Genomic DNA, 25,104 nt, shown 5'->3' on the forward strand with positions numbered 1-25,104 from the left:
AAATCCCCTAATTCAGAGAAAAAACCTTACTGGCTGTCCGTTCGAGCTTGATGTTCGTGTGGATTCGTGCGATTGTGGCCCACAGCCCACAGCCAGTCCCTCCCTAGCACTAGCAGTCATGAACACGCACCTCAAGGACGCCGGAAGGCGTCCTTTTAATTTTCGTCGATCCGATCAAAAATGCTATATATACTCGGGATAAGGGCGGTGCTATCGTTAGCCGTGGGGCTGGCTAACAACAAACATATAGTGAAAGCGGGAGGAAGCAGATTATGCAATTGCGAGCAGGCGTGGCCAAGAGTGATATTACGACAGGGGAGGAGGGTGTATTGGTTAGCGATCCGCTATATGCCAAGGCGCTCGTTTTGGATGACGGGATCACGAAGGCGGTTATTATTGCGATGGATGCGCTGGCGATAGGCGGTATAGGCGATATCAAGGATGATTTTCTGCCGAAGCTGCGCAGCCGTATCGAGAACGAGCTGAACATCCCGGGGGCAAACGTGCTGGTGAACGCGTCGCATACGCATCCGCAAGGCCGGCTTCTATGTGACGACGCCGAGCAGATCGGGCGGACATTCGAGGCAGTCAGACAGGCGCTGCAAAATATGACGGAGGCAAGGGCCGGCTCGGGCTTCGGTCACGAAGACAGGATTATTGTCAACCGGAACCTCAAGATGCATGACGGGAGCCACTGGACGGTACGCTACGCGCATCCCTGTCCGCAGGACAAGGATGTCGCAGGGATCGGGCCGATTGATCCTTCGATCGGCGTTCTTCGCATAGACAGGCTGGATGGCCAGCCGCTGGCGGTCGTGTACAATTATGCCTGCCATTTGCTGATCGGTGTTCCTGATCGGGGGGTTACTGCCAATTTCACAGGCTTCGCTTCGAAAGTCATTGAAGAAAATTTGGGTAACGGGGCGATGGCTTTATTTTTACAGGGGGCGGGCGGCGATATTCTCGAGGTATTCTTCAAAGACGTCCATCGTCCGAGAAATAGCGAGCCGCTGGGTACGATGCTCGGGCTCAGCACCTTGAAGGCGGTCAGGCAAATCCAAACGAAGGATGCCGGACTGAATGTCCTGTCGGAGACGATAAGGCTGCCGCTTCGCCGCAATATCCCGGAACGAATGGAAGCGAAACTGGAAGAGCAGGCTAAGCTGCTGGCTTCGTTAAGAAGCACGACGCTCAATTTTAAGACGTTTCTGCCTCTATATCTCAAATATGCGCTGAACCCGGAGTATCCGGCCGATTATTCATACCGGTATATGCATGAAGCAAGGATCGGCTCGAATGAGCTTGTTTCTATGGATGCTCACAATCGCGGGAATTTGGACCGGTTTCTGAACAATATGTATACGATGGAGAAGCTGATCAGAATCCAGGAGGAGCTGGAGACCTTTCAATTTCACGAGACGCTGATCCGTGAAGCGGGGGAAGAGACGGTGCCCGCCGAAGTGCAGGGAATGAAAATCGGGGACTGCGTGCTGATTACGGCACCGGCCGAGCTGCTGGTGGAAATCGGCCTTAAGCTCAAAAAGCAATCGCCTTACGAGCATACTTTTGTATCCGCGTTTACGAACGGCTATTTGCATTATGCCGCTCCTGTCGAGCATTACAGCAAAGGCGGTTATGAGGTTACGGAATGCCTGCTTGCCGAAGAGTGGCAGGAGGCCTACGAGACGAAGGCGAACGACATTCTGAGAAGGCTGTAAAGGGATGCGTTTTCGGCTTGCCGGGAATAACAAAAAACACCTCCAAAGCAGGCTGCAAAAGCCTGATTGGAGGTGTTTTCTCACGCCGGGAAATTCCGGATGGACTACCGCTCCTCACCCATAACGCAGCAGAAACGGCTCCAGCACGGTCAGCCCCTGTCGCTGATGCTCTGTCTTCACGTCATAGAAGAAGCCGTGCTCCGCTTCCGGGAACAGGATGACTTCAGAAGCGCTGCCCGCCTGCTTCAGCTTTTCGTCCATCTCATAAATGGATGTATGCGGAAAGCAGTCTTCTAGACCGACAATCAGAAACAAAAAGTCAGGCGAGCCTTCCTTCACATGGACAATCGGTGATGCCTGGCGGAACGGGGCTGCCGTTTCCCCGTATTTTGCGCCAACCAAACGTTCGATTTCATTTTTGATGGCGGGGTTCATATCGTCCCATTGCTCCAAGGTGCCTGGCCCATTGATGGATACGCATGCCGCAGGCTGCAGCCATCCTTCCCGCTGCTCCGCAGCTTCCGGTCCGTTCCGCAGCTCTGTACTCCTGCGCCAGCTTTCCGGAAGAGTAAGCGCGAGCAGGGAAGCCAGATGCGCCCCCGCCGAGCTGCCGAGCACGACAATTGTGCGGATATCCAATTCCTTTTCGCGAATATAGGAGAGGAACGTTTCATAGCCGGCGAAAACATCGCCCATCTGCTCGGCTAGCTGTACCTTCGGCGTCAGTCGGTATCCTGCCGAGGCGCAGAGGTAACCTTTTTGGGAAAAATATTGCAAATGCGTATGAAAAAGATCTCTGGACCCTGCCGACCAGCCGCCGCCATGCACATAGAACAGCGCTGTACGATGGTCGACCCGCTGCGGTAGCGAGATGTCCACCCCTCGTTTCAGGACGAGGTCTTGATCATAATATCGTGTGAACAGTTCCATTGTTTATCCTTTCACCCCTCCGAGCGTTGCTCCTTCCATAACACCCCGCTGAAATATGACAAACATGATGGCCGAAGGAATCATGGCAATCATCACGCCAGCGAACAGTGTCACCCAATCTGACGTATACTGCATCTTTTGGCTCGCCGCATACATGCTGACGCCAATCGTATATTTCGTTTGATCGCTCAAATAGATGAACGGTCCAAGAAAGTTATTGTACAATCCCAGGAATTTGAAAATCGCTACGGTCACGATCCCCGGCGCCGAGAGCGGCAGCATAATTCGCAGGAACACCTGAAACAGCGACGCGCCATCCATGAACGCGCTCTCCTCCAGCTCCGTTGGCAAGGAGCGCATGAACCCGCCGAGCAGCATGAGATAGAACACATTTTCCCCGAAGCTGTCGAGAATGATCAGCCCCGTCAGGCTGTTCGTCAGATGCAAGTCGCGCATCAGCACATACTGTGGAATGAGCGCGTTAATCCCCGGCAGAAACAGCGAAAGCATGATGATCGCCCAGAGCAGCTTCCTGCCCTTGAACTCGATTCTTGTCAACGCGTAAGCGTTGATCGTCGTCAGGAATGTGCCGAGCAGAAGAGTGGTACCGACATAATACAACGTATTCCACATCGCATCGCGGACACCATATTTCAGCCAGGCATTTTTATAGTTGACCCATTTCAGCGTTTCGGGGAGCGCCCATACATCCTGAAAAAACTCCCGGTTTGTTTTCAAGGATTCATACAATACCCATACCAGCGGGAACAAAATCGTTAATGACCATGCGATCAATAAGATCCACCAGACCATATCCATTGCCGTACGTTTTTCGCTCATTGTTGTCACTCCTTAATACTCGACGGACCGGTCGGGCAAAAATTTGTCCATGATTAATTTGGCCGCCACCAGAATGACGAACAGGAACATGCCGACTGCCGAAGCATAGCCATAATTGTGGAAGTTTTCTCCAAAAGCAAGATTGAACATGTACAGGCCAATTACGTCTGTAGAGCCCGCCGGACCACCGTTGGTCAAAATCATCTGATTCTCAAAGCTTTTCAGGGAACCAAGGATGAGGAACAAGGCGCTGACCCGAATGATCGGCATAATGAGAGGGAGCGTAATCTGGAACAAGCGCGTCATATGACCGGCGCCCTCCAGAATCGCCGCTTCGTAAAGCGATTTCGGAATCGTTGCCATCGCATTCATGAAAATGATCACATACAGTCCGACGCTGCCCCATACATATGGCGGTACGATGGCGGCCAGAGCTGTGCGAGTCTCGCCGAGCCAGTAATAATTGCCGATAGGAATGCCAATGATACGCAGCAAGCCGTTCAGCAGGCCAAACATGCCATCGTAGATGAATGCCCAGAGCAGTGCGATTACGACAGTGGACAGGATGTTCGGGAAGAAGAACAGCACCTTGAAAAATGCTGTTCCTCTATATCCCTTGTTAGCAAGTAAATAGCCCAGAACGAGCGAAATTAGTATGACCAATACAGGAACTGTCACCATATAAAATAAGTTATGCCACAATGCGCGCCATACGTATTTGTCCTGAACCATCCTGACATAATTGTCCAGGCCGACAAATTCCGGTTCAGAAATACCGTCCCATTTCAACAAGGAATAATAAACCGAAAGCAGATTCGGGTACAGGGTGAACAGAACATAGCCGCCGAATGCTGGCGTAATCGCTACTAACAAGAAAATGATCCGCTGCGTCCTGGTTTTGCGCAGCCACTTGTTCCGTTTCGTATCGGATACCGCCGGATCGGCGAAAGAAGGCTGGTTCATTTAGGAAACTCCTTCCGTTCGGGCTTCGGCGAAGGAAAGCCATGCTTTCCTCCGCGTCGTCATGCGCAGCCACAACTGGCTGCCTGCCCGTTTCTCTATAATTATTTCTGTGCTTCGATCGCCTTCTGAATCAGTTTTTCCGCTTCCTCCAGAAGGGGCTGCGGGTCCTTTTTGCCGGAAGTAATCTCTGTGGTGGCGTCCAACATGAGTTTCTGCGCTTGCGCTGCGCTCGGGTCGGTCAGCGTCGCATTGCGGCTGTCGGCCGCCATCTTGGTTTTATTGGTGCTCATGAAGTCGAACATGGCCTTTGGCGCTTGCTGCAGCTTGGCCGCACGCGCGCTGTCGTCGGAAAAGTCTTTGCGCAGTGGCAATTGGCCGCCCTTCTCGGCGATCACTTCCTGAACGTCGAGATTCCACATCCAGATATTGAATTCTTTGGCCCATTTCTTGTTGAGCTCCGGCTTATTGGCCCAGATGTAGTGGCCGCTTGCTGCCGTGGAGCGAATCCAGCGTGTGCTGTCCGGGTTTTCGCTCATCGGCACGGACATAAAGCCCCATACGAAATCATCCGGAATCGAGTCTTTCATCTCGTTCTCTACGTATACGCCGGTGGATACCATCGCGGCCTGCCCCTGAATCATCTGCATCTGCGATTGCGTATGCGACAGCGCTGCAACACCCTCCGGGAAGTAGCCTTTCTTGCCGAGCTCGTAAATCCGCTTCCACATCTCGACGCTTTCCGGCGCGAGATATTGCGGCAGCTTGTAATTGCGGAAGTTATCCTCGAATGTCTGTAAATTTCCGTTGAGGTCGGCCAGCTCGAACATTTTGATCGGTCCGAAGGAAAGATCCATATAATCCGTATACTTGCCGGGGTACGTGATCGGGATGACGCCTTTAGACTTGATGCTTTCCAGCAATTGCTCAAATTCACTCCATGTTTTCGGATTCTGGTTCCAGTCGTTTTTCTCGAACAGCTTCTTGTTGAAGAACAGTCCGGAACCGCTGCCGGCAATGGGCAATGCGTATAATTGGTTCGAAACCCTGCCCACAGCCGCTTCTATGGTGCCATCGAGCGCAAGCTCTTTCAATGTCTTGCCGCTGTTATCATACAACTCGCGATCCCACAGATCGTCTTGAGGCAGGAGCTTGCCCGACTCGACGAGCGGAATGATTCCGCCTGGAATAAAGCCGTTGAACAAATCAAACATATCGTCATCGTTGCCTGCAGAAATTTTCGCGTTGATAATTTCCCCGATTTTTGGCGAATACGTGACCTCGAAGTTCACGTTCGGAAATTTCTTTTTGAACGTATCCATCGCGTAGTCGATATATTCTCTGCCCATGCCACCCTCGAAAAAGCCGAATTTAAGCGTTACATTCTCATTCTTCGGCAATCCGTTCTCCGGATATACGAGATCGTCGGCGCTGGTTGTGGCAGAAGGCGATGACGACGTGCCCGGCGAAGCCTTTGGTGAAGCCGAAGGCGCATTGTTACCGCCGCTGCTGCAGGCGGAGAGAAGCGATAGTGCAAGCACAACGGAAAGAGACAGAGCAACTGTCTTAGATTTGAAGAAGCGAAACGGTTTCATGGAAGACTCCCCCTGGTAAATGAATTCGTATCCTTATTGTTTGGAAATACTGTAAAACTCGACATCGTCGATATACAATTCAATTGGCGCATTGTTATCGACCAGCACAATCAGCCGCGCTTTCCGCACAGGCTCTCCGTTGATCGTATCGGGAATTTCACCGTAAAGGTGGGCTTCGAGCCAAGCGCCTTCCGCATCAGCAAGATCAACTACGGGCGAGCGCACCGAATTGTAATTGAGCCATGTCCCTTGTTCATTCAGCAAGTCAATGCCCCACTGTATGTTTCCATCGGAATTTGTTCCTAATGGAATGTGGTAGCGGAAGCTCGTGCTGAACAATCCGGGCTCGACATCGATGACCTGGCTCGGACCGCCCCATCCTTCGCCGTAAACCTTCATGCTTACGCTGTCGGAAAATCCCGTGTACTCGCTCCGCTCAACGAAGCGATTCGCTGTTGAGCGATTTAGCAGCTCCCACGGAGGAGCTTCTGTTCCCGTTCCGGTCGCGAAGGACGGGTTCTGCACCGCATTGGTGGCGCCCAGCGCCTGCAGCAGCATGTCCGCATAGGCATGGGTTGCTGCCAATTGAGTGACGTGTGTGCGCAGCGGACCTCCGGCAGCTTCATGTTCATTCATGTATTCTACAAAGCTCCAAAATTCTGGAGCGGACCAGCCCGACCAGCTAAGCAGACTGAATTGCATCGGTCCGAGCGGCTGGAACAAAACAGGGTCGGTTGCGAACTGTGTCAGCAGCGTAAACCGTTTCTCCGCCATTTGCACCCGTTCGTCGATCGAGCCGATAATCTCGTCCAGCAAGGTGATTGCCGAATTGGCATCCGGAAGCGGCTTTGTCGGCTGCGGGTAACTGAGCACGGACGCTTCATAATACTCAAACGCTTGCATCAGCAGATGTGCTCTTGCTTTTTGCTCGTCGGTTACGGCGAGCACTTCCACCGTTTCCAGCACCCCCCGGCTGTAGGTTACATCGCTGACGGTTGCTGCTTGCAAATAAGCAGGGTCCATAAAATCCAGATAGGTGGCCCCAGAGTTGAACCACGGTTCATCGATTACACGTTCCATCCAGAACTGTTCCCAATAATCGTAATAGGCTCTCAGGTAGGGGGCCGCCGCTTCGCCAACCGCACGCTCATACCATTCCTGCAGAAGCGCATCGACATCCTGTTCCGGATTCCATAGCAATTTGGCATCCACCCACGGCTTCGCGCCTTCTCCCCAATTCGGGTATATCTCAGCATAAATCGATTTTATCCCTTTTTCGTGCGCCTGACGATAGATGTCCGACATGAAATGAGGGTATACGCGAGGCACCAAGTAAGGACTGCCGTATATATAGTCGTAATAGGCAAGCTGGTCGGCTACTTCCAGCCAGTTGTCCACATTTGCCAAATCCTTCGCTTTTTGCACCGGGTCGGCCCAAGCCATCCTATCTTTGGTAAGGAAAGGGATGACTCGGGGATTCAAGGGAAATGACGGCGGCGTTTCGAGATTGGTGTAGGCCAGCAGACCGAACCACTTGTTCGGATACACATCCAGCACGCTCTCGACGACTTTATTGACCCAATCGTAGTACACCGGAAGAGGGTTGCTTTCGCAGAACCCGCCGCCGTCGTTCACGCCAAGCGAATAGGACTCAGAGTTCGGGTTCGCCTGGAAGTAAGCGATAATTTCAGCCACTGCGGCATCGATCGTATCCGGGTTCGAGAAGCAAGGCTGCCAGCCGTCCGTTACGCCTGCTGCCGGAGGTGTGCCGTTCGGATAAAATTCCGGATGGGTTGCGCCAAACTTGGATACCGAAAATAGGACATCCATATTATGGTGGAAGCTGACCGGGGCATTGTAGAACCCTTGCAGTCTATTTCGCTGCGCCCATGTGTACTGCTCTTGCATCACATAGGTGCCGGTGCCCGGTTTGCCGTGCAATGGGCTGAATACGCGGAACATGAAAGCCGGTTCTTCCCGCACAATGCCCAGCGCCACATGCAAATCGCTCCGCTGCGGAATGTCTTCGCCGGCAGGACCGGGCATCAGCCAGCGGATATCCGCGTAACGCTCCAGGAAGTCGAGCACGCCGTTCAACGTTCCCCATATGCTTGGACCAGCGATGGTCACCTGCTGCTCTTGCGGGTAGATGACGAATCCGTCGCGATCCAGGCCGTCCAGCAGGGCATCGAGCGCCGGGTCGTCACCGGATACGCTTGCCGCCGTGCCTATGAGAATGACCAGCTGTCCGGGCTGTTGTCCGCCGCCGTTCTGAAAATCTTCTACAGACATAATGGGAAGCACGGCTCCCGTAGATTTCTGAACATACTCGGCAAGCAGCTCAGGCGATCCATACCGGGTATCGGCTTCAGGTTCGAATGCACCGTTAAGCACCGGGATATCCGTGTTATTGGCGCCGATTAACGTGATGTCGTCGAAATAAACGCTTGCCGGTGCTATTCCTGAGTACAGGATAATCGTGACGTAGGCAGTGCCTGCCGGTGCTGCCGCTGTTACGGACACTTGCGTCCATTCTCCAGCCGTGACGTTTGCATTCGTCAATTGCTGTGAAATTCTTGCTTTGTTACTATCGAAGAAACGAATGTAGATTTGCGGTACGTTACCGGATTCCCGATAAACCATGGCAGAAACCGTGTACGTTTCTTGTTCCTGGACGGCGATGAAATCGCTTTCCAGTCCGAGATCTGTGTTCCTGCCGCCGACTACGTGGTCTACATGCAAACTGTAAGAGCCGGCATAGCGGACTGCATCGGCAATACCGAGCGTGCCGTCGTTGTCTGCGCCGTACGTTTGCTGCCAGCCGGGAATGCCGGAGGCCCACGGTGTATCTGCCGCCTCATAGACAGAATCATCATAAACGATGACGGCTTTCGGCTGGCCTCCGCTTACGACAGCCAACGGTTCGGGGCTTGGCTCCGGAGAAGCCGTCGGTTCTGGAGAAGATGTCGGCCCAGGAGAATACGTTGGCTCTGGAGTAGACGTCGGTTCTGGGGTTGGCGTCGGCCATGAAGTAGACGTAGGCTCGTTCGACGGAGACATGTTGGAGCCGTTGCCTGTCATCGGAGCAGGAGTTGTCTTTGGCTCTGAGGAAGCCGTGTTGGCCTGCTGCGGACTTACCCCGGCCTTCTCCTTGTAAGCGTCGTACATCGTTACGAATTCGAAAGCTAGCCGGGCCACTGCTTGCCGCTCTGCATACTCTTTGGGGGCGAACCGGAGCGATCCGTCCGCATTGGCAATGCCTTGCACAAATCCGATATGCAAGGCCAAAGCGATAGGGGACGCCGCCCAATCGGCAATAAGGTTGACATCGGACCATTCGGCGGCCTCTTGCAGGTTCAATGCATGTTCCTCCAAGCCGAAGGCCCGAATCATAAACACAACCAATTGTTCTCTGGTTACGTACGCATCCGGAGAAAACGTCGTTTCAGAAGTTCCCTGTGTAATGCCGGAAGCGATCAATGCGCCGACATACCCGCGATACCAGCTGTCTTTGGCTACGTCGGCAAAACGTTTGGCTTCATCGGGCTGCTGGTTCAGCTTCATCATGGCCGTAATGATTTTGGCCAACTCTGCGCGTGTGATCGGCTTACCAGGTGCGAATGTGCCGTCTGCATATCCGGAAACGATTCCCGCTGCCGCCAGTTGTTCGATTTCCGCTTTGGCATACGAAGAACCAATGTCGGTCAAGCGAACCTGTCCACTCGCAGTACCAGGCATGATGAAGCCTTCAAACGATAGGACCGAAAACAATAATGCCGCAATGAGCAGCTTCGGCAAAACGTTTTGTGCAATCTTTCTCAAGTAAAACATGTACCACCCTCCCTTTCCTCTCTTGGATTTTGTCTTACGAAACTTAAGGTAACATCGCGGCTTATTCCGTGTACATATAGCCTTTTTGACTGCAACGACTAAAATTAAAAACGTCCGTCAAAAACAAAAAAAGAGCTATAAACAAGCTGCTGCTTGGCGATATTTCTACCATCGACTTTGTTTGACCGTACCGACTTTTATTAAAAATAGGATTCACTCAAGACGGACAGAATTCAAAAAGCACCCGAGACCAAAAGTTTCGAGTGCTTTTTATGCTGGAGCAGGAAAATGATATGCCCGGTTTTTTGCCCGTCCTGGCTGCTTTTATTTTTACCCCGTATTGATTGAAAATTTCGGTTCCCTTGTAGTTGTCCAATATGTCTTGGCGATAGGAGGGCCAATTTCGCCCCGATTTATCCTTGAACAGCATCTGTACCTGAAGCTCGTTCTGTCTGGCGCGCATGGCTTCCGCACTAACGCCGAGTGGCGGAGTCAAGGTGGTACCGACGCTTTCATAGACTGGAATGCCGGTGATCGTCCGGTAAATGGCTTTGTCCCGTTCCGTCATTCGGGGATCGATTACGTTCAAACCGAGCGTTTGGGGCGTATTCGGTGTAAAGAAGCTCCAAATGGCGAGAAAATTGCCTTTCATGACGATATCCTCTTCGATCATTTGCGGCTTAAGCGTAATCTCGCTGCCGCTGCGGCTGTAATGCTTGCCTTCCATTCCATAATGGGTAAGCAGAAAGCCTTCTTCGCCGCACAGCCAGTCGAGGATGGAGGCGATGCGCTTGAGCTTCTCCGGATTCAAACCTGCGGCGTTATTCGAGAAAACGAATGGGTATTCCGGCGTTACCGCTGTCCTCAGCGGCTTGTCGCCGAACGGATTGAACGGAACCCACTCGGCTTTCGGGTTCATGGCTTTGCTTCTTGTCTGCAGGCTGTCGGCATTGGAATCGAACGCGAAATCGACGGTATTGCCAAGCACGATGCCAACTTTGCCGCGAACGGCTTTATCGACGTAATCGAGTCCCTTGTTCAAAAACCAATCCGGTTCAACCAAACCTTTGTCCATGACCTTCAAAATATCGTCCGCGACACTGCCGACGCGCAAGTCCATTTGCATATCGACAAGCTGGCTTCCATCATAGTACGCGGGGAACAGCAAGCCGTTTTTTACATATTCGGGCCAATCGGTGGAAATAGACGTTCCGCCGCCTGAGGCGGTGAAACCGTAGGTATCGTTCTTGCCGTTACGGTCCGGATCTTCATGGGTAAACGCTTCCAATACCCGAAAATATTGCTCGTAGGTAGTAGGGATATCCAAGCCAAGGTTTTCTAGCCAATCTTGGCGAATGTAGTAAGCCCGGTACGAGTTTTTGTCGTAGGGAATGGGCGCGCGAAAAAACTTGTTGTGGAACTGGAACTGCTTCAGCTCGGTCTCGTTCATCCAATAGTTGAAATAATTCGGCATGGTTGCCGGCGACACGAAAAGCGTCATATCCGCAAGTGCATTATCCAGCGCGTAGTAAGCCCCGCCGTCAGGGCTGATGGCGAGCCAGACGTCTGGCGGATCGTTGGCGGCGAGCAGAGAAGCCAACTGGGAATTGTACTCGTTCCCAGGCTCCATAGCCGTTACTTTCAAATCCACTTGAAACTTCGCTTCGATCGCTTGCCTGACAAAATCGTTCTTAGGTTCCGGCAGATATGCTCCCGCAGGCGCGTTTATAAATAAATGAAGAGACAGCTTTTCGTTTTGAGCTTTGCTCTGCCCAGGCGTTGTGCCGCCTGATGTAAGCCAGTCAGCTCTCATTGCAACGAAGATCAAACCGATCAAGGCGACCGCAGAGGCGAGCACTATGTATTTTACTTTATTCAAGCAGGGCAACCTCCCATCGGAATCCAAATCACGGTCAAGAAAACCGCATACCGGAACACTTATTTCACTATATTAATATGTTTTGGCGAGAAAAGAAACACCCTGCTTGATGACATATGCCGGATGTGGGCGGGATGCGCGGTGCTGTGGGAGCAAAAGACCGGACTTTGGCTAGAGCCAGCTCCTATCTGGATAATTTCCATGGGTGTCAGCGTATCAGCAGCCAGTTTTTGCATGGCCTGCTCAGACACGAGCCTATGCCCCAGCATGCTTTGCTAACTATTACTGTGAGGATACAGACAAGGGGTATACTTTATCGATGAGAATTGTTATCATTTGAATACATGCACGGTGAAAGGGACCGGCCAATCTGGACGGTCACAGAAGTGGGGGACGGAAATGAATGAGATATGGGCCGAGTTTACACGGGTTCCGGTGACGGTACATGGTGTACACCTGTTAATTCTGCAGGCCGGGACTGTGACGAAAGAGCATCGAGAGCGCCCTACACAGCACTGCGGGCTCTTCTTTGTACTGCGCGGGTTTGCGAAAATCCGGATAGAGAATACATGTTATGAGACGTGTCCAGGAAAAGTGATTCATTGCGCGTTCGGACAGAAGCTGGAAATCCATGTCGGACAGGAGGAGTTCGAAGCGCTGCTTATTCAGTACTTGCCGGAAAAAGGAGCGGGACAGCTCTCCGAGCTGCGGTATATATCGAGCCATTTCGAACAGGAACCGGGAGAAAACGAAGGGCTGGCCAATCTGCTGCGGGCCATGTGCCTTATCTCCAAGCAGCCGCTGCTGGCATCTTCCGCCAAAACGAAGGAATTGCTGAAGCGTATCCTCAAAGAAACCTTTCGGCTGTCTCAGGAGCAGGCCACACCGGGAACAAGAAGGAATGAGCGGCGTCAGCGTGCGAATTCCGCAATCGATTCACTGGCCGATGTGTTCAACAAAACAGCGTTTGTTGTGGAAGAGGTGATTCGTTCCACGATGCCGTATAGCGATCGCAAGGAGGGATATCTGCTGCCTAAAAGCGGTTTTTTCTTTGTCGTGAAGGGGCAAGCGACCATGTCTTTTGACGGAAGAGCATACGCGTTGGAACCGGGCAGCATCTGTCATGGGGACGAAGGAGCGTGCATGAGCCTGACACCGCGCGGCGGCGTGAATTTGGAGTATCATTTAATTCATTATCGGTTCTGCCAACAGCCCGCCACGTTAAGCGAAGGCATTCCGGGCGATTTCGCCTTGCGGCCCGGCCTGCAGCCGCGCATCTTGGAGCTGCTGGAAAGGCTGGACCAGACAGCCGTGATTTCAGGGCGGTTGACCGGCTTGCGTAAAAAAGAGCTGTTCCTCTCCATTTTGAACGAAGTATTGACTCATTGCCAGGCCAAGATGTTCAGCGTCCGCCAATTGGAGGCGATCGAATATGCCATTCAATATATTCATACGCACTATGCTAATCCGCTTGCGCTGGAGGAGCTAGCTCGCATGCAGGGGATGAGTGCCCGGCCGTTTTCCTACCTGTTTCACAAGTATATGGGTATCAGGCCGATCGACTATGTGATTGAGTACCGGATCAACCGGGCCAGAGAAATGCTTGCCTGGAGCCAGGAAACGATCAGCACAATTGCTGCCAGGGTCGGCTATGACGATCCTCAATATTTCAGCCGTGTGTTTAAGCGGCATACGGGATTGTCCCCGAAAGAGGCGCGCTCACTTCCGCAAGTATGACAGTTGTGAATAATCGTCCATCTTTTATTGAATAATGATGCACTCCTATTCAATCAGAATTTTGCTATACTTCATATCGATAATGAAAATCATTATCTATAGGAGGGGCTAATGAATAACAAACCTGCACGCCCGCCGACGGCACCTTACAGCGGCGGGTTTTATGTATTGAAGCAACTCTGGATTTTTTTAAGGCGAAGAAGGCTGCTGATCGCGGGATCAGCCCTGCTCGCCACGTTATCAGCCGCGCTGAGTCTGGCGCCGTATCTGCTGGTATATGTTTCGATTCGTGCCATGATGGAGCCGGCTGCTTCCAGCGGCACCCCTATGGCACTGATTGGCGGCGCTGCCGTTGCCGCAATCGTGCTGAAGTCATGCTCCATGATCGGATCGCATCATCTGGCTCATCAGACCGCCTATTCGCTGTTGTACGATCTTCGTTTGGCACTGGCCCGTAAGCTGGCCAGGCTGCCGCTCGGACTTTTCCAAAAGCGGGACACGGGTCAATTGAAGCATACCATGAACGAGCAGGTTGAGCGGGTGGAAGAAGGAATCGCTCATTTGATTCCCGACACGTTGTCTTCGGTAGCTGTACCGCTGATCGCTTATGCTGCGATGTTTGCACTGGATTGGCGGTTGGCGCTTGCAGCTGCGGCTGCGGCCCCTCTGCTGTTTATCGCGTATCGGACGGTGCAGCGGAAAATAAGCGGCTACAGCCATCAGTATGGGGAAGCCCAGGCACGGCTCTCGTCCGCGCTGTTTCGTTATGTCAACGGCATGAAGGTGATCAAGGCATTTGCGCGTTCGGATTATGCTTACGGAGAATTCGCAGAAGCGGTAAAAGACAGCGAACAGCTGACAACTACGCTTCACTTGCGCAGCCTGAAGACGAAGTCGGTAACGGTCATCCTGTCGCGGGCGCCACTGCTGCTGGTGCTGCCGCTCGGGACCCTGCTCTACGCTAATGGCTCCCTTTCCCTTGCGACATTGGTTTTCTTCATGCTCGTTACGATGGGCATCGGTAAGCCGCTGCTCAAACTGATGGGAACAGGCGGCATGATTTCCTTTCGCATTGCTGGCGCTGTTCGCGAGGTAGTCGCATTACTGGAAGAGAAGGAACTGCCCGAACCGAAGGAGCCGAAACGACCCTTAGGCTTTGCCATTAGCCTGGACGAGGTGTCCTTTGGCTATGGCGGCAAAACGGTGCTGAACAAGGTGAACCTTCATGTGCCTGAAGGGAAATTAACGGCGCTTGTCGGTCCGTCCGGGGCAGGCAAATCGACGATCGCACGATTGATCGCGCGCTTCTGGGATGCAGACGGGGGAACGGTGTCCATTGGCGGCACGGACGTTCGGGATATGGCCGCAGATCAACGGATGGCACTGCTTTCCTTTGTGTTCCAGGATGAATTTTTGTTCGAGGAGTCGATCCTGGAAAATATCCGCAAAGGTCGCGTCAGTGCAACTGATGAGGAAGTGATCGAGGCGGCGAAAACAGCTTGCTGCCATGATTGGATTATGCAGTTACCGGAGCAGTACGATACGGTCGTCGGGCAGCAGGGAGGTACTCTCAGCGGGGGCGAACGGCAGCTCATCGCGATTGCGCGGGCCATCGTCAAGGATGCTCCCATTGTAATTTTGGACGAGGCCACCGCTTTCGTTGATCCTGAAAACGAAGGACGCATCCGCGAGGCCTTGTCCGCACTGATGAACGGCAGCAATGGCGCAAGCAAAACGATGCTGATGATCGCCCATCGCCTAAGCAGTATCGTTCATGCGGACCAGATTGTTGTCATGAACGAGGGGACGGCTTCTGCGGCCGGCACGCATGCCCAATTGCTGCACGAGTGCGAACTGTATCGGCAAATGTGGAACGCGTATCAAACGACTCCTGCAATCAGCTCTTTTCGTTCAAAGGATCACGTGCGTCTCCCCGCAGCACTTCCTACTGAAGAAGGAGGCTTGGCCCCGTCTGGTGGGAAGGAGGCCAGTGACGACGCCCATGATCCGGACGCTGCTCAGGTTGGATGGCTGACGTCTTCGTTCCGGGTCCAGCTCAGACAGCTTGCGGGTGGCGATTATCCGCAGTTTCTTAGGAGCGTACGGTTCGCTGCGCTGGAAAGCCCGTTTATCGTGGCCGTGCCGCTATGTGCCGCGTTTGCTGTCTACGGCTTATGGACGGGCAACCTTTCACTGGCCTGGTCCGGTATTGGCTTGCTGCTGGCGGCTTTCGCCGGCCAAGGGTTGTTGTTTTACCACGGACAGAGCCATGCGTTGCGGCTTGAAGGCAACATTCGCACCCGCCTGCGCGGAAGGCTGGGCATTCATTTGCGCAAGCTGCCACTCGGCTTCTATGACACACAACCAGCTTCGACGATTGAAAGCCGATTACGCGTCGATGTGCACAACAGCGCGCTGTCTCACACGATTGCCATGATGTCTGTACGCGGGCTGCTTGCTGCGCTGATTACGGCGTTTCTGTTGTTTGCTCTGGATTGGCGGCTTGCTTGCGTAGCGCTTGCCGGCGTTCCGCTGTCGCTCGTGGTTACCGCTGCAGCCAACCGCAAGTTTGCAGATTTGCTGAACATACTGGATGAGCCGCGCAAGGAGACCAATCGGCGAATAACGGAATATATTCGCGGCATCCCCCTGATCCAGGCATTTGGCCTGCGAAATGACCAGCTCCGTCCCTTCATAGAAGCGATGGGGGTGTATCGTGACCGGAGCATTGCCTACAACCGGAAGCTGGCTTCCTATATCGCGCTGGACAGCGTGGTGTTCGAGCTGGGCTTTGCAGCTGTGTTGGCCGTTGGGACCAGCTTGTATGCGCAAGGATCAGTCGATCCGCTTACGCTTGCGCTGGTTTTGCTGTTGACTCTGGGCTTGTATGAACCACTTCCCCTGCTGGAGCTGGCGGGCTTCCGAAGACTATTGCAGCGCTCCTTGTGGAACCTGAATGACATATTCGGTGCCAAACCACTGCCGGAACCCTTGCCGAATGAGGAGCAGAAATTAAGAAGCTATGAGATCGCATTTGACCAGGTGTCATTTTCCTACGGGGAGCGGCCCATTCTCCAGGACATAACGCTGCGCATCCCCGAGGGGAAGGTGACGGCGCTGGTCGGACCGTCGGGAAGCGGCAAGACGACCCTGCTCAATCTGATTTCTCGCTTCTGGGACGTCCATCAAGGCAGCGTGACGATCGGCGGCGCAGATGTGCGGCGGCTGCGTGCGGACACGTTAATGTCGCAGCTGTCGATGGTGTTTCAGGACGTATATTTGTTCAAGGACACGCTGCTGAATAATATCCGGTTTGGCCGTCCCGATGCGACGGACGAAGAGGTCTATACCTCGGCTGGGGCGGCACGCTGCCATGATTTTATAAGGAAACTTCCCGAAGGCTACGCAACCGTTGCAGGCGAAGGGGGCGGAAACTTGTCAGGCGGTGAAAGGCAACGGGTCTCTATTGCCCGCGCTCTACTGAAGGACGCACCGGTCTTGCTGCTGGACGAAGCAACGGCGAGCATCGATCCGGGCAACGAGCTGCTGGTAACCCAGGCGTTGCAGGAGCTTGCGAACGGCAAGACGGTGGTGGTGATTGCCCATCGGCTGCATACGATTCGCGGCGCGGATCAGATTATCGTGCTGGAGAAGGGGCGGGTCATCGATGCCGGAGGCCATGCGGAACTACTGGAGCGTTGCGGCTTGTATCAACGATTCTGGCATGAGCGATTGCAAGCCGAAACGCGCGAATGGAACAGCAAGAACATACAACAAACCCATTAAACGAAATGGATCAAAGGAGATCAACTACCATGAAAATACGGAAACATTTATGTATCGCCCTCGTCATCTTCCTGTTATCGACGATTACCGCCGCTTGCGGCGGAAGCGCACCTGTGGTTTCCCCAACGGCTGATGCGTCTGCAAAGGAACCAACAGAAAGCGTGGGCTTGTATCCCCGAACCATTTCGGATGCCAAAACCAGCAGTGTCGAGCTAAAAGCGCATCCCGAGCGAATCGCAGTCATGGATTATGTTATTTTCAGCCATCTTGTATCGCTTGATTATTTTCCGGCAGCGGCCAAAATGTTCAATTCCTACATCACAAAGATGCCGGCGGTCAAGCCGCTGCTGAAAGACAGGGAGATTATCGATTTAGGGGAATGGGAAGGGATCAATTTAGAGAAGACAGCTTCAGTGGAGCCGGATTTGATCCTGGCCAGTACTGCGGATGCAGATAAAGTGTATGAACATCTTGGCGCGATCGCTCCGGTTGTGTTTTTCGATCCGCAAAAGATGGGGAACACGGAAACGGATTGGAAGTGGGGAATTCGGGAGGTAGCCAAGGTCATTGCCCAAGAGAAAAAGGCCGAGGAGGTCATTATCAAGACCGAGCAGGCAATGGCTGAAAATAAACCGGCGTTTGCTGCACACAGCAATGAAAGTGTCGTTTTTTCCTTTTATTCAGATAGCCGTGGCGGTTTTGTGCTGCAATCGTACAAAGCCATGCGCGTTTATTATGAAGGGCTGGGACTGAAGCCCGCCATAGAAAACGATGCGATGCAGACCTTGTCACTCGAGGGGATGCTGGAGCTGAATCCGGATCACCTGTTTATTTTTGAGGCGGATAGTGGCGCAACGGAAAAAGAAATTGAAGAACTGAAAAAAAATAAAGTGTGGCATTCGTTGAGCGCAGCGAAACAAAATCATGTCTATTTCCTCGACAGCTCCATTGGTGTGATGTCTCCTGTCAATATTTTATATGGGATTGAAGAAATCGACAAAGCTATGAACAGGTAATGACTAATACTCCATACCGACTCTTGCCTTGTGTACAAGTTAGGCGGATGAGTTGTCCACATGTGGATTACACATCTCGTTTGGGATGTACACAACGTCTGTGGATATAGGCGTCTTCTTAATGCAATAACAGTCTACACATATAAACAGACGGTCCTTCGGGATAGTCTGTTTCTTTCTTCTTAGAACAGGCTGGCTAAATCAATAGGGACGAGATTACATTCATTTCTGCATTTGTTTATTCCTCGTTTAGTTGTTGGGTCAGAGAACCCAGCAATCCAGTTTCAAAACCTTTGACAACGGCCCCGATTCGCGTTTTTACCCCAAGCTTTTGGTTAATGGAGGTTAAGTGATATTCAACGGTTCGCTGGCTCATGGCCAGGTTATGTGCGATTTCCTTGTTCGTCATTTCCTGGGCAATTTGTTCCAATACCTCACGTTCTGTGGGAGTTAGTGCTTCGATTGATGGTTTTTTCATTACGTTTTCGGACACGAGTACATGACCTAGCATGCTTTGTTTGATTGCATTAATAATCTGGCCGTAGGTAGCCTGTTTGGACAAGTAGGCGTGGACACCAATTTCGTAGGCTTTGCTGTAGAACTCGTCGTAGGTGTATCCGGACAGCATGATCATTTTCAACGCTAACCCGAAACGTTCCTTGAGCTGCCTTGCGACCTGAAAGCCATCCAAATGTGGCATGGAAATATCCATAATCAGTACATCCGGGCGACAGCTATCGATCTCACTCAGCAAGACACGAGGATCGTTGAACGTGCGCGGCACCTCGATTCCTGGCTCCTTGCTAAGCCGGTTTTTCAGCCCCTCCATGACTAACGGATGATCATCCAGCAATATAACTCTTATATTTTTCTCGCTCTTCGCATTCTTTTCATTCATTTCATTTTTCTCGTTACTCACGTTCAACCTGGGATTCCTCCTTTATAAGCGGCAGTCTGATCATGACACTGGTTCCTTGGCCGGGTGCTGAATCGATGCTTGTCTCTCCGCCCAGGTGGCGAATACTGTTCCGAACGGAAATGAGGCCGAAACGCTTTTGGCCGGATGATTGACTAAATACCTCATTGACTTGAAATCCCTGTCCGTCATCGGTGACCTGGCAGTAGAGCCTGTCCGGCTCACTCCAGAGATGAACCTGGACTTTTGTGGCCCCAGCATGCTTCAGAACGTTATGAAGAAGCTCGCGGATCGTCCGGAAAATATGGTTTTTGATCAGCTCTTGCCGGGGCTCTCCATCTGGTAATTGATAGATCAGCTCCATCCGGGTCCGGCTTTTCTCCTTTAGCGTGCGCAGCAGCCAGTCAAGTGCATCTTTCAGATCCCCTCTATCAATAATATGAGGATATAGATCGTCACACATTTTGCGAATGTCATGCTGTGAGTCATAAAGACACTGCAGCCAGGCTGCCACGTTTTCGCGGGCACCTTCTCCTGTATCGTGCAGCTCTTCCAGATCGCGTGTCAGAAATATTAGATTTTGCAGTAGGTGGTCATGTAAAAAGTAAGAGGTCCGGATACGTTCTGCCTCCTGGCTCTCCAGCAGCAGCTGGTTAAACTGGCGGATATCGCTAACTTGACGCTCGTAGAGAACAGCCTGGTCTTTGTTCCGATCATATTCTCTTTGCAGCCGGGAGAGCAGCTTTACATTAATCAGGATTTGTATAGCTTCAATCCGCCCCTTATCTATAATAGCCTGCTCCTCTGCCGAGAACAGCGTCCCGTTTTCTTTGGGGCCAACACACAGATAGCCGCTTATTTCCTGACTCTGACTCTGACTCTTATCCTGATCCTGATCCTGAATCTGACTAAGCTCAATAACCTGAGCAAAATCAAACGACTGCAGGAGCCCGGAACTATCCAGATGAACCAGCTTTTCTTTCTCCAGCGCTTTATATTTACCCGTTCCGTGGAAGAAAAAGTGCTGTCCGTCATTCCAGATCAGACACATGCCTTCCGTCTCCACCATGCTGTGCAGCATGTCGGCAAACAAGCGCAGCATTTCACGGGTATTTTTCTGTTCGGCCATTTCGATGGACAACCGGAGCTGCTGCTGCCCGAGCCAGTCCTTGCGCCGTTCCGCTTTGCGCCTGAACAGGATAAGGCTGCGCTGATAAATATAGGTCAGCAGTAGAAAACCGGTAAACAGCACAATCAGCGAGAGCGAGGTGTCCAGCTTAACGGCAGCTGCGAATAAAATAAACGCAATAAGAACATACACACCATGAATCAGAATACGAGGAATGTAGAGTCTGATGTCCAGCATATTGCGCTGCACGAGCACATAGGTAATGAGGCAAGAGAGCGGGATGAAGCCGATCAGCGTATATTCAATCGGCATGATATATCTGCCTATGACAAGCGCTGGCAGTGCATACAGCAGAATAAAGGGAAGCAGACAGAGCACAATGCCTACGCATAGCACAAACTGCTGATTTTTTTCAACCCGGTTAAACCATTTTCGGTAATGATATGTGAGCCATACTAATAGTACAAGCGTCGCGATAATAGAGACGTAAAGCAGCGCGGCGGATATATTGCCAGTCGAAGAAACAGCAGCACCTTTATATTCATAGGTATTATTCAACATATAAACATTATAATACACCAGTATTAAATAAAAAATGGAGCAAAGGACGCTATATACTTGATACGACAGTAACAGCTTTTCAAATCGTTTTTGCATATTGCTGAACATAAAAGATAAGTAAAAGCTGAGCAGCAAATAGGGCAGCCAGGCGCCGCAAAACAGAAGAACAAAATAGGCCGGCATCACCAGTGGACTATAGGTAGACAGGATGCAGCATGCCATCAGCAGATTCAGGATACAGAACAGGCGCATGACTTTGGATGTTGGCCTGCTTCGGATAGCAAACCAGCCAATACCGAGCAGCAGGAGCTCCAGTACGCCGGAGAGCAGAATGGTATAGATGTCACGTGTTTCTGAGACGACTTGATAGTGCTGCTGCTGCCCATTTTGCTTTAATACAAGCAGATCTGAAGCATTTTGGATCAAATAAAGGTCCCCATGACTCAATAATTCCGGTTGGCGCTCACTTCCCAGTGACAATATAATATCTCCAGGAATAATATTCCAGTAGTTTCCCTTGCCGGCAGAGATCACTTCATTTACGACCCACTGGCTGCGGTCATTTTCGGTGATGACGATCCCTATGTAGGGGTTTTTATAAGCCGAAATATGAACATAAATCGAGAACAGGATGAAGCACAGCATGAAAATATACAAAAAATGTTTACTATTAAATGGGATTAGTCCCCGCATGGAACGCATAATCGATCACCTGCTCAAATGGAATTACAACGAAACTTTAAACTTTTATTTAGATTATCATACCTTGCCTAAAAAGAAACCCGCATAACCCCCTGAAATCCGGTGGAGTTCCCGCAAATCTTTGGCGTGATCACGCAAGCGCTCCTAAAACCGGCATAACTAGATGCATAACTAGATGCATAACTAGATGCCGATGCCGTCAATTGAGTTATTGATTTATTAATATGATAATGGTAAAATAATACAAATTTAGCTGTGGGGTGATCTGTTTGCAAACGACACTAATAACTTTTGATGGATGGGCTGCATCAGGAAAATCAACGTGTGCTTCGATGCTAGCCAAGCATCTGGGATGGCCCCTTCTAAGCACCGGAACGGCGCACCGATTCAATGCATGGCTAATGCTGCAGCAAAAGATCAATATCTTCGATGCAAACGAAGTAGCCGATTACCTCAAACACGTAGATATTTATTTTCAAACAAAGGACGGTAAACTTATACCTCATTTTAATGGTGCTGTTCCAGCTCCAAATACTTTGTTTTCTAACGAGGTAAGAAGCATTCTGCCCCATGTAACCAAAATTCCTGAAGTTTGTCGTACACTTGCACAGCATTTGCGGGAAGGGATTAAAGGACTTGACGTTGTAGCAGAGGGTCATGGATTAGGTACGGGCATATTTCCAGAGGCTGATTTGAAATTTTTTTGTGATGCGCCCTTATGGATTCGAGCTAAAAGAAGATGGAGCCAGCAAGTAAGCGAAGGTATTTCCTTATCCCTGGAAGAGACAAGCGCGGAAATCGTGAAACGTGATACTAGCGATAAGGAGCGGGAAGTCAATGCTGTAAGAAAAAGTGACGATATGATCGGAATTGACACTGAACGGTTTGCAACCGATGAATGTCTACAGTTCATGATACAAGCTTTTCGACTAAGAAACTTGGGAGATGGAGTTATTTGAAATTTTGAACAAGAGTTGTATGATCCATTTGTTTATCCACTTATTAAAAAAACATCAGGAACGTCCTGACGTTTTGCTCAACAGCTATGCTCATTTATTTCACCGAGAAAGATGCACAGAGAATCGATGAAATGGGACGTATATTAGTTTCTCACTTACTTTTCATTGTAAGCAGATCGGCAATCTTTTGATAATCAAAAACAGTATGGGTTTTAAAAGAAAAATGGCTGATGGTTTCATTTTCGTTTACTTCAACGATTAAATATTCCCCATTTTTGCTTACCCCATTGATATCTTGGAGCGAGACTGTTTTCATTAGTTTGGGAGGCTCGGCAAAGGCTTTCTTGTAGATCTCGATTTGCAGTTCACTAATCAGGAAATAACCACTAAACTTCTGTTCGCCGATTTTGATGGTCAATCCATTAAACTGCTTAGCTGAAACAAGGGCTTTTTCTTTTTCGTCTACTTCTACTTCTTCTACTTGTGAATGTTCTATCGAATTAGTGGTCATAGATTCAACTTTATTTGTAGCGGAAAAGGTGTGGGTATTTGATTGATTTCCAGCGTTTCCTGCAGGAATCTTGTCATATATTTTTTGCAGTAAATGAATGACTTCAGAAAATCCGATAAAAACCATACCTGAAATAAATCCACCGATCCACCACCATAAAGTAATGCTCCAATTATGAGCCCCATAATTGCTCTCTGGCTGTCCCCATGCAATGCCAATGATAAAGGCTACGAGTATTTCCAAGCCGCCGATAACTAATAGAATCGTTGAAAATATGTTTCTAGAATTCATATGTTTCTCCTTTACCAATTTTTCCAATATTATATCACTTTTGATTATGTAGTTCTATAGAACTAGGGAATTTATATGGTTGAAAAAATATCAGGTTGTCGGCTTGTAAGGGAAGGGAATCCGACGGTTTGCTCAACAATTCTTTGAACAGTAGAAAACAGAAAAAGGCAACCAATGGAGTAGTACTTACCTCTCAACGGGTGCCATATCCTCGCTATTGTAATGTGAAATCAAACGGATATTAACGTTCCTGCATAGCGGCTTTGCACTGATTGGTCTGAAACGATAAAAGCTACTGCTCCAGCGTCAACGCTCTTACATCTTCCTCAGGTAGCTCAGTTACTTCTGCTATAGTGGCGATATCGCAACCACGAGCGAGGAGTTTTCGGGCTATTCGTATCGGCATCATAACGGAGGAAAAGCTTGTTTCGGAAACAGATCTGCTGGCGGCCTGGAAATCAGGTTACGAATACGCCAAGGAAAAGGCTGAGAAAGCGAGCCGTCAGAAGGTGAGCCAATCGGAGCTGGATAAGGACAAGGCCAGGATCACCGACTATTACGTTGAGTTGACCAAGGAAGCGCAAAAGCGGAGTGAGCGCAAGGGATTGACAAATGAGAAGCGGCTGGAATTATTAGACAAGATTCATTCGATCGGCTTGGAGCAGCAGAAGCAGTTGCTGGAGATGGAAGAGAAGTACAGCGTCCGCATAGAGACGGTGCTCGATCATGGCCGGCTGGTGCTTGCTCCGTTGCGGGAATATGTCGACTCCATTACAGCCAAGCAAAAGGAGCGGAAGCTGACGCTTCACTACAACCCGATGATGAAACAATTTTATGCCGTTTCCGCGGGTTGAAGCAATCCCTAATACTGGGCGCTCGAGCGGCAGTGGGGCCACTCGTACGTGGTGGCGAAGCGACTTCATTTGTTTAGAAACTTTTTATATCTATTTCCCAGTATTTTCATTTTGAAAGTAACCCTCGTAATAAAAAAACTGATTTATCCAAACTATTATTATGGAGCGAAAACGACTTAGTGTGGTATAATCAAGTCAGTAATCAGAATGCTGAATTAAGAAGGGGTGTTTTAATCATGTTTGATATTCAAGTCAATGATCGTGGTCAAATTACGATTCCGAAACAACTACGTGATCAGGTAAACATTTTTCCAAATGATAATTTAAAAATAGATATTGATGAACACGGCCGTCTAGTCCTTTATAAAAAAGATCTCATTGATGATCTTGAAGATCTTATTAAGAGGGATCTTATCAACGAAGGATATGCCGAGGAAGACTTTGCTGAAAAAATTCTGGAACGAAAGAAAGAGCTGGCAAAGTCACTCATGAAGATGGTTGAGGAATCGGATGAAGAATTTGAACGCGGCGAATTTACATCTCTGGAAGATTTAAAGAAAGAGCTAAATAACGAGGGCCGACTATAATGTTTGAATTGAATATCTCAAATCAGGCTAAGAAGGATTTGAAACGTCTTGATAAGTCGGTGATTAAAGAAGTATTGTCTATCTTGGAGAGCATTGCTGAAAATCCCCATGCTGGGGAACCTCTGCACGGTAATCTAACTCATTTGAAGAAATGGAGTTTTACCCACCTAGGGGTGGGTTACCGAATTGCCTACCAGATATTCGAGGAGCACATTGAAGTTAAAATCATGCAGATCGGCACACGCGAAAACTTTTACGACGAACTGAAACGCAGAAACCGATGAACCTACCTATTGGAAGCG

Annotated in this window: 18 protein-coding genes; 8 read left to right on the forward strand and 10 right to left on the reverse strand. The window is 50.4% G+C overall.

Going from position 1 to position 25,104, the window contains the following annotated elements:
* The first annotated feature begins 272 nt into the window (after positions 1-272).
* The gene (locus tag J2Z66_RS37330; RefSeq protein WP_209978237.1) at positions 273-1,718 is read left to right on the forward strand and encodes a hypothetical protein; all 1,446 of its coding nucleotides are present in this window, start codon (positions 273-275) and stop codon (positions 1,716-1,718) included.
* Positions 1,719-1,832: 114 nt separating this feature from the next.
* Here J2Z66_RS37330 and J2Z66_RS37335 read toward each other — a convergent pair whose 3' ends face one another.
* The 6 genes from J2Z66_RS37335 to J2Z66_RS37360 all read right to left on the reverse strand — a co-directional run bounded on the left by J2Z66_RS37335 (position 1,833) and on the right by J2Z66_RS37360 (position 11,753).
* The gene (locus J2Z66_RS37335) at positions 1,833-2,648 is read right to left on the reverse strand and encodes an alpha/beta hydrolase (RefSeq protein WP_209978240.1); all 816 of its coding nucleotides are present in this window, start codon (positions 2,646-2,648) and stop codon (positions 1,833-1,835) included.
* A 3-nt stretch (positions 2,649-2,651) separates the two neighbouring features.
* Positions 2,652-3,488, reverse strand: coding sequence for a carbohydrate ABC transporter permease (locus J2Z66_RS37340; RefSeq protein ID WP_209978241.1), 837 nt, complete (start codon positions 3,486-3,488; stop codon positions 2,652-2,654).
* Positions 3,489-3,500: 12 nt separating this feature from the next.
* Entirely contained in the window at positions 3,501-4,451 is a 951-nt protein-coding gene (locus J2Z66_RS37345) for a carbohydrate ABC transporter permease (RefSeq protein ID WP_209978243.1), read from the reverse strand.
* A 101-nt stretch (positions 4,452-4,552) separates the two neighbouring features.
* Positions 4,553-6,043 carry a type 2 periplasmic-binding domain-containing protein gene (locus tag J2Z66_RS37350; RefSeq protein ID WP_209978245.1) on the reverse strand — a complete coding sequence of 497 codons (1,491 nt, stop codon included), beginning with the start codon at positions 6,041-6,043 and terminating at the stop codon, positions 4,553-4,555.
* A 33-nt stretch (positions 6,044-6,076) separates the two neighbouring features.
* Positions 6,077-9,874 (reverse strand): DUF4838 domain-containing protein, encoded by a 3,798-nt coding sequence (locus J2Z66_RS37355; RefSeq protein WP_209978247.1) that lies wholly within the window; start codon positions 9,872-9,874, stop codon positions 6,077-6,079.
* 217 nt (positions 9,875-10,091) lie between these two features.
* Positions 10,092-11,753: an extracellular solute-binding protein gene (locus J2Z66_RS37360; RefSeq protein WP_209978248.1), complete on the reverse strand. Its 1,662-nt coding sequence runs from the start codon at positions 11,751-11,753 to the stop codon at positions 10,092-10,094.
* A 399-nt stretch (positions 11,754-12,152) separates the two neighbouring features.
* On the opposite strand from J2Z66_RS37360, the gene J2Z66_RS37365 reads away from it, so the two are divergent.
* The 3 genes from J2Z66_RS37365 (at position 12,153) to J2Z66_RS37375 (ending at position 18,292) form a co-directional block, all read left to right on the forward strand.
* Positions 12,153-13,490: a helix-turn-helix domain-containing protein gene (locus J2Z66_RS37365; protein WP_209978249.1), complete on the forward strand. Its 1,338-nt coding sequence runs from the start codon at positions 12,153-12,155 to the stop codon at positions 13,488-13,490.
* A gap of 111 nt (positions 13,491-13,601) precedes the next feature.
* On the forward strand, positions 13,602-17,276 hold the full coding sequence (locus J2Z66_RS37370) for an ABC transporter ATP-binding protein (protein WP_209978252.1): 3,675 nt from the start codon (positions 13,602-13,604) through the stop codon (positions 17,274-17,276).
* A 29-nt stretch (positions 17,277-17,305) separates the two neighbouring features.
* A complete protein-coding gene (locus J2Z66_RS37375) occupies positions 17,306-18,292 on the forward strand; it encodes an iron-siderophore ABC transporter substrate-binding protein (protein WP_209978254.1) in 987 nt (328 codons plus the stop codon).
* Positions 18,293-18,530: 238 nt separating this feature from the next.
* On the opposite strand, the gene J2Z66_RS37380 is transcribed toward J2Z66_RS37375, so the two are convergent.
* Positions 18,531-19,211 carry a response regulator transcription factor gene (locus J2Z66_RS37380; protein WP_312894978.1) on the reverse strand — a complete coding sequence of 227 codons (681 nt, stop codon included), beginning with the start codon at positions 19,209-19,211 and terminating at the stop codon, positions 18,531-18,533.
* A complete protein-coding gene (locus J2Z66_RS37385) occupies positions 19,204-21,600 on the reverse strand; it encodes a sensor histidine kinase (RefSeq protein WP_209978256.1) in 2,397 nt (798 codons plus the stop codon). The genes J2Z66_RS37380 and J2Z66_RS37385 overlap by 8 nt, the downstream gene beginning before the upstream one ends.
* Positions 21,601-21,869: 269 nt before the next feature.
* Here J2Z66_RS37385 and cmk point away from each other — a divergent pair, with 269 nt between their 5' ends.
* A complete protein-coding gene (gene cmk / locus J2Z66_RS37390) occupies positions 21,870-22,559 on the forward strand; it encodes a (d)CMP kinase (protein ID WP_209978258.1) in 690 nt (229 codons plus the stop codon).
* Positions 22,560-22,710: 151 nt separating this feature from the next.
* Here the strand turns inward: cmk and J2Z66_RS37395 are convergent, their stop codons facing one another.
* Positions 22,711-23,361 (reverse strand): hypothetical protein, encoded by a 651-nt coding sequence (locus J2Z66_RS37395; protein WP_209978260.1) that lies wholly within the window; start codon positions 23,359-23,361, stop codon positions 22,711-22,713.
* 292 nt (positions 23,362-23,653) lie between these two features.
* Positions 23,654-23,770 carry an Rpn/YhgA-type helix-turn-helix domain-containing protein gene (locus J2Z66_RS44375; RefSeq protein ID WP_512699960.1) on the reverse strand — a complete coding sequence of 39 codons (117 nt, stop codon included), beginning with the start codon at positions 23,768-23,770 and terminating at the stop codon, positions 23,654-23,656.
* Here J2Z66_RS44375 and J2Z66_RS37400 point away from each other — a divergent pair.
* The 3 genes from J2Z66_RS37400 (at position 23,715) to J2Z66_RS37410 (ending at position 25,086) form a co-directional block, all read left to right on the forward strand.
* A complete protein-coding gene (locus J2Z66_RS37400; RefSeq protein ID WP_209978262.1) occupies positions 23,715-24,215 on the forward strand; it encodes a hypothetical protein in 501 nt (166 codons plus the stop codon). The genes J2Z66_RS44375 and J2Z66_RS37400 overlap by 56 nt on opposite strands.
* Before the next feature lie 236 nt (positions 24,216-24,451).
* Positions 24,452-24,802, forward strand: coding sequence for an AbrB/MazE/SpoVT family DNA-binding domain-containing protein (locus tag J2Z66_RS37405; RefSeq protein ID WP_209978264.1), 351 nt, complete (start codon positions 24,452-24,454; stop codon positions 24,800-24,802).
* Positions 24,802-25,086, forward strand: coding sequence for a type II toxin-antitoxin system RelE family toxin (locus tag J2Z66_RS37410; RefSeq protein WP_209978266.1), 285 nt, complete (start codon positions 24,802-24,804; stop codon positions 25,084-25,086). Before J2Z66_RS37405 ends, J2Z66_RS37410 begins: the two co-directional genes overlap by 1 nt.
* Positions 25,087-25,104: the final 18 nt, after the last annotated feature.

The organism is Paenibacillus eucommiae (genome assembly GCF_017874215.1).
Classification (GTDB): Bacteria; Bacillota; Bacilli; order Paenibacillales; family NBRC-103111; genus Paenibacillus_AI; species Paenibacillus_AI eucommiae.

Excerpts from the sequence above, each read along its gene's own strand:
- J2Z66_RS37335 (WP_209978240.1), bottom strand. The coding sequence starts at position 2,648 with ATGGAACTGTTCACACGATATTATGATCAAGACCTCGTCCTGAAACGA.
- J2Z66_RS37365 (WP_209978249.1), top strand. The coding sequence starts at position 12,153 with ATGAATGAGATATGGGCCGAGTTTACACGGGTTCCGGTGACGGTACAT.
- J2Z66_RS37405 (WP_209978264.1), top strand. The coding sequence starts at position 24,452 with ATGTTTGATATTCAAGTCAATGATCGTGGTCAAATTACGATTCCGAAA.
- J2Z66_RS37395 (WP_209978260.1), bottom strand. The coding sequence starts at position 23,361 with ATGAATTCTAGAAACATATTTTCAACGATTCTATTAGTTATCGGCGGC.
- J2Z66_RS44375 (WP_512699960.1), bottom strand. The coding sequence starts at position 23,770 with ATGATGCCGATACGAATAGCCCGAAAACTCCTCGCTCGTGGTTGCGAT.
- J2Z66_RS37375 (WP_209978254.1), top strand. The coding sequence starts at position 17,306 with ATGAAAATACGGAAACATTTATGTATCGCCCTCGTCATCTTCCTGTTA.
- J2Z66_RS37345 (WP_209978243.1), bottom strand. The coding sequence starts at position 4,451 with ATGAACCAGCCTTCTTTCGCCGATCCGGCGGTATCCGATACGAAACGG.
- J2Z66_RS37355 (WP_209978247.1), bottom strand. The coding sequence starts at position 9,874 with ATGTTTTACTTGAGAAAGATTGCACAAAACGTTTTGCCGAAGCTGCTC.
- J2Z66_RS37385 (WP_209978256.1), bottom strand. The coding sequence starts at position 21,600 with ATGCGTTCCATGCGGGGACTAATCCCATTTAATAGTAAACATTTTTTG.
- J2Z66_RS37350 (WP_209978245.1), bottom strand. The coding sequence starts at position 6,043 with ATGAAACCGTTTCGCTTCTTCAAATCTAAGACAGTTGCTCTGTCTCTT.
- J2Z66_RS37340 (WP_209978241.1), bottom strand. The coding sequence starts at position 3,488 with ATGAGCGAAAAACGTACGGCAATGGATATGGTCTGGTGGATCTTATTG.
- J2Z66_RS37370 (WP_209978252.1), top strand. The coding sequence starts at position 13,602 with ATGAATAACAAACCTGCACGCCCGCCGACGGCACCTTACAGCGGCGGG.
- J2Z66_RS37330 (WP_209978237.1), top strand. The coding sequence starts at position 273 with ATGCAATTGCGAGCAGGCGTGGCCAAGAGTGATATTACGACAGGGGAG.
- J2Z66_RS37410 (WP_209978266.1), top strand. The coding sequence starts at position 24,802 with ATGTTTGAATTGAATATCTCAAATCAGGCTAAGAAGGATTTGAAACGT.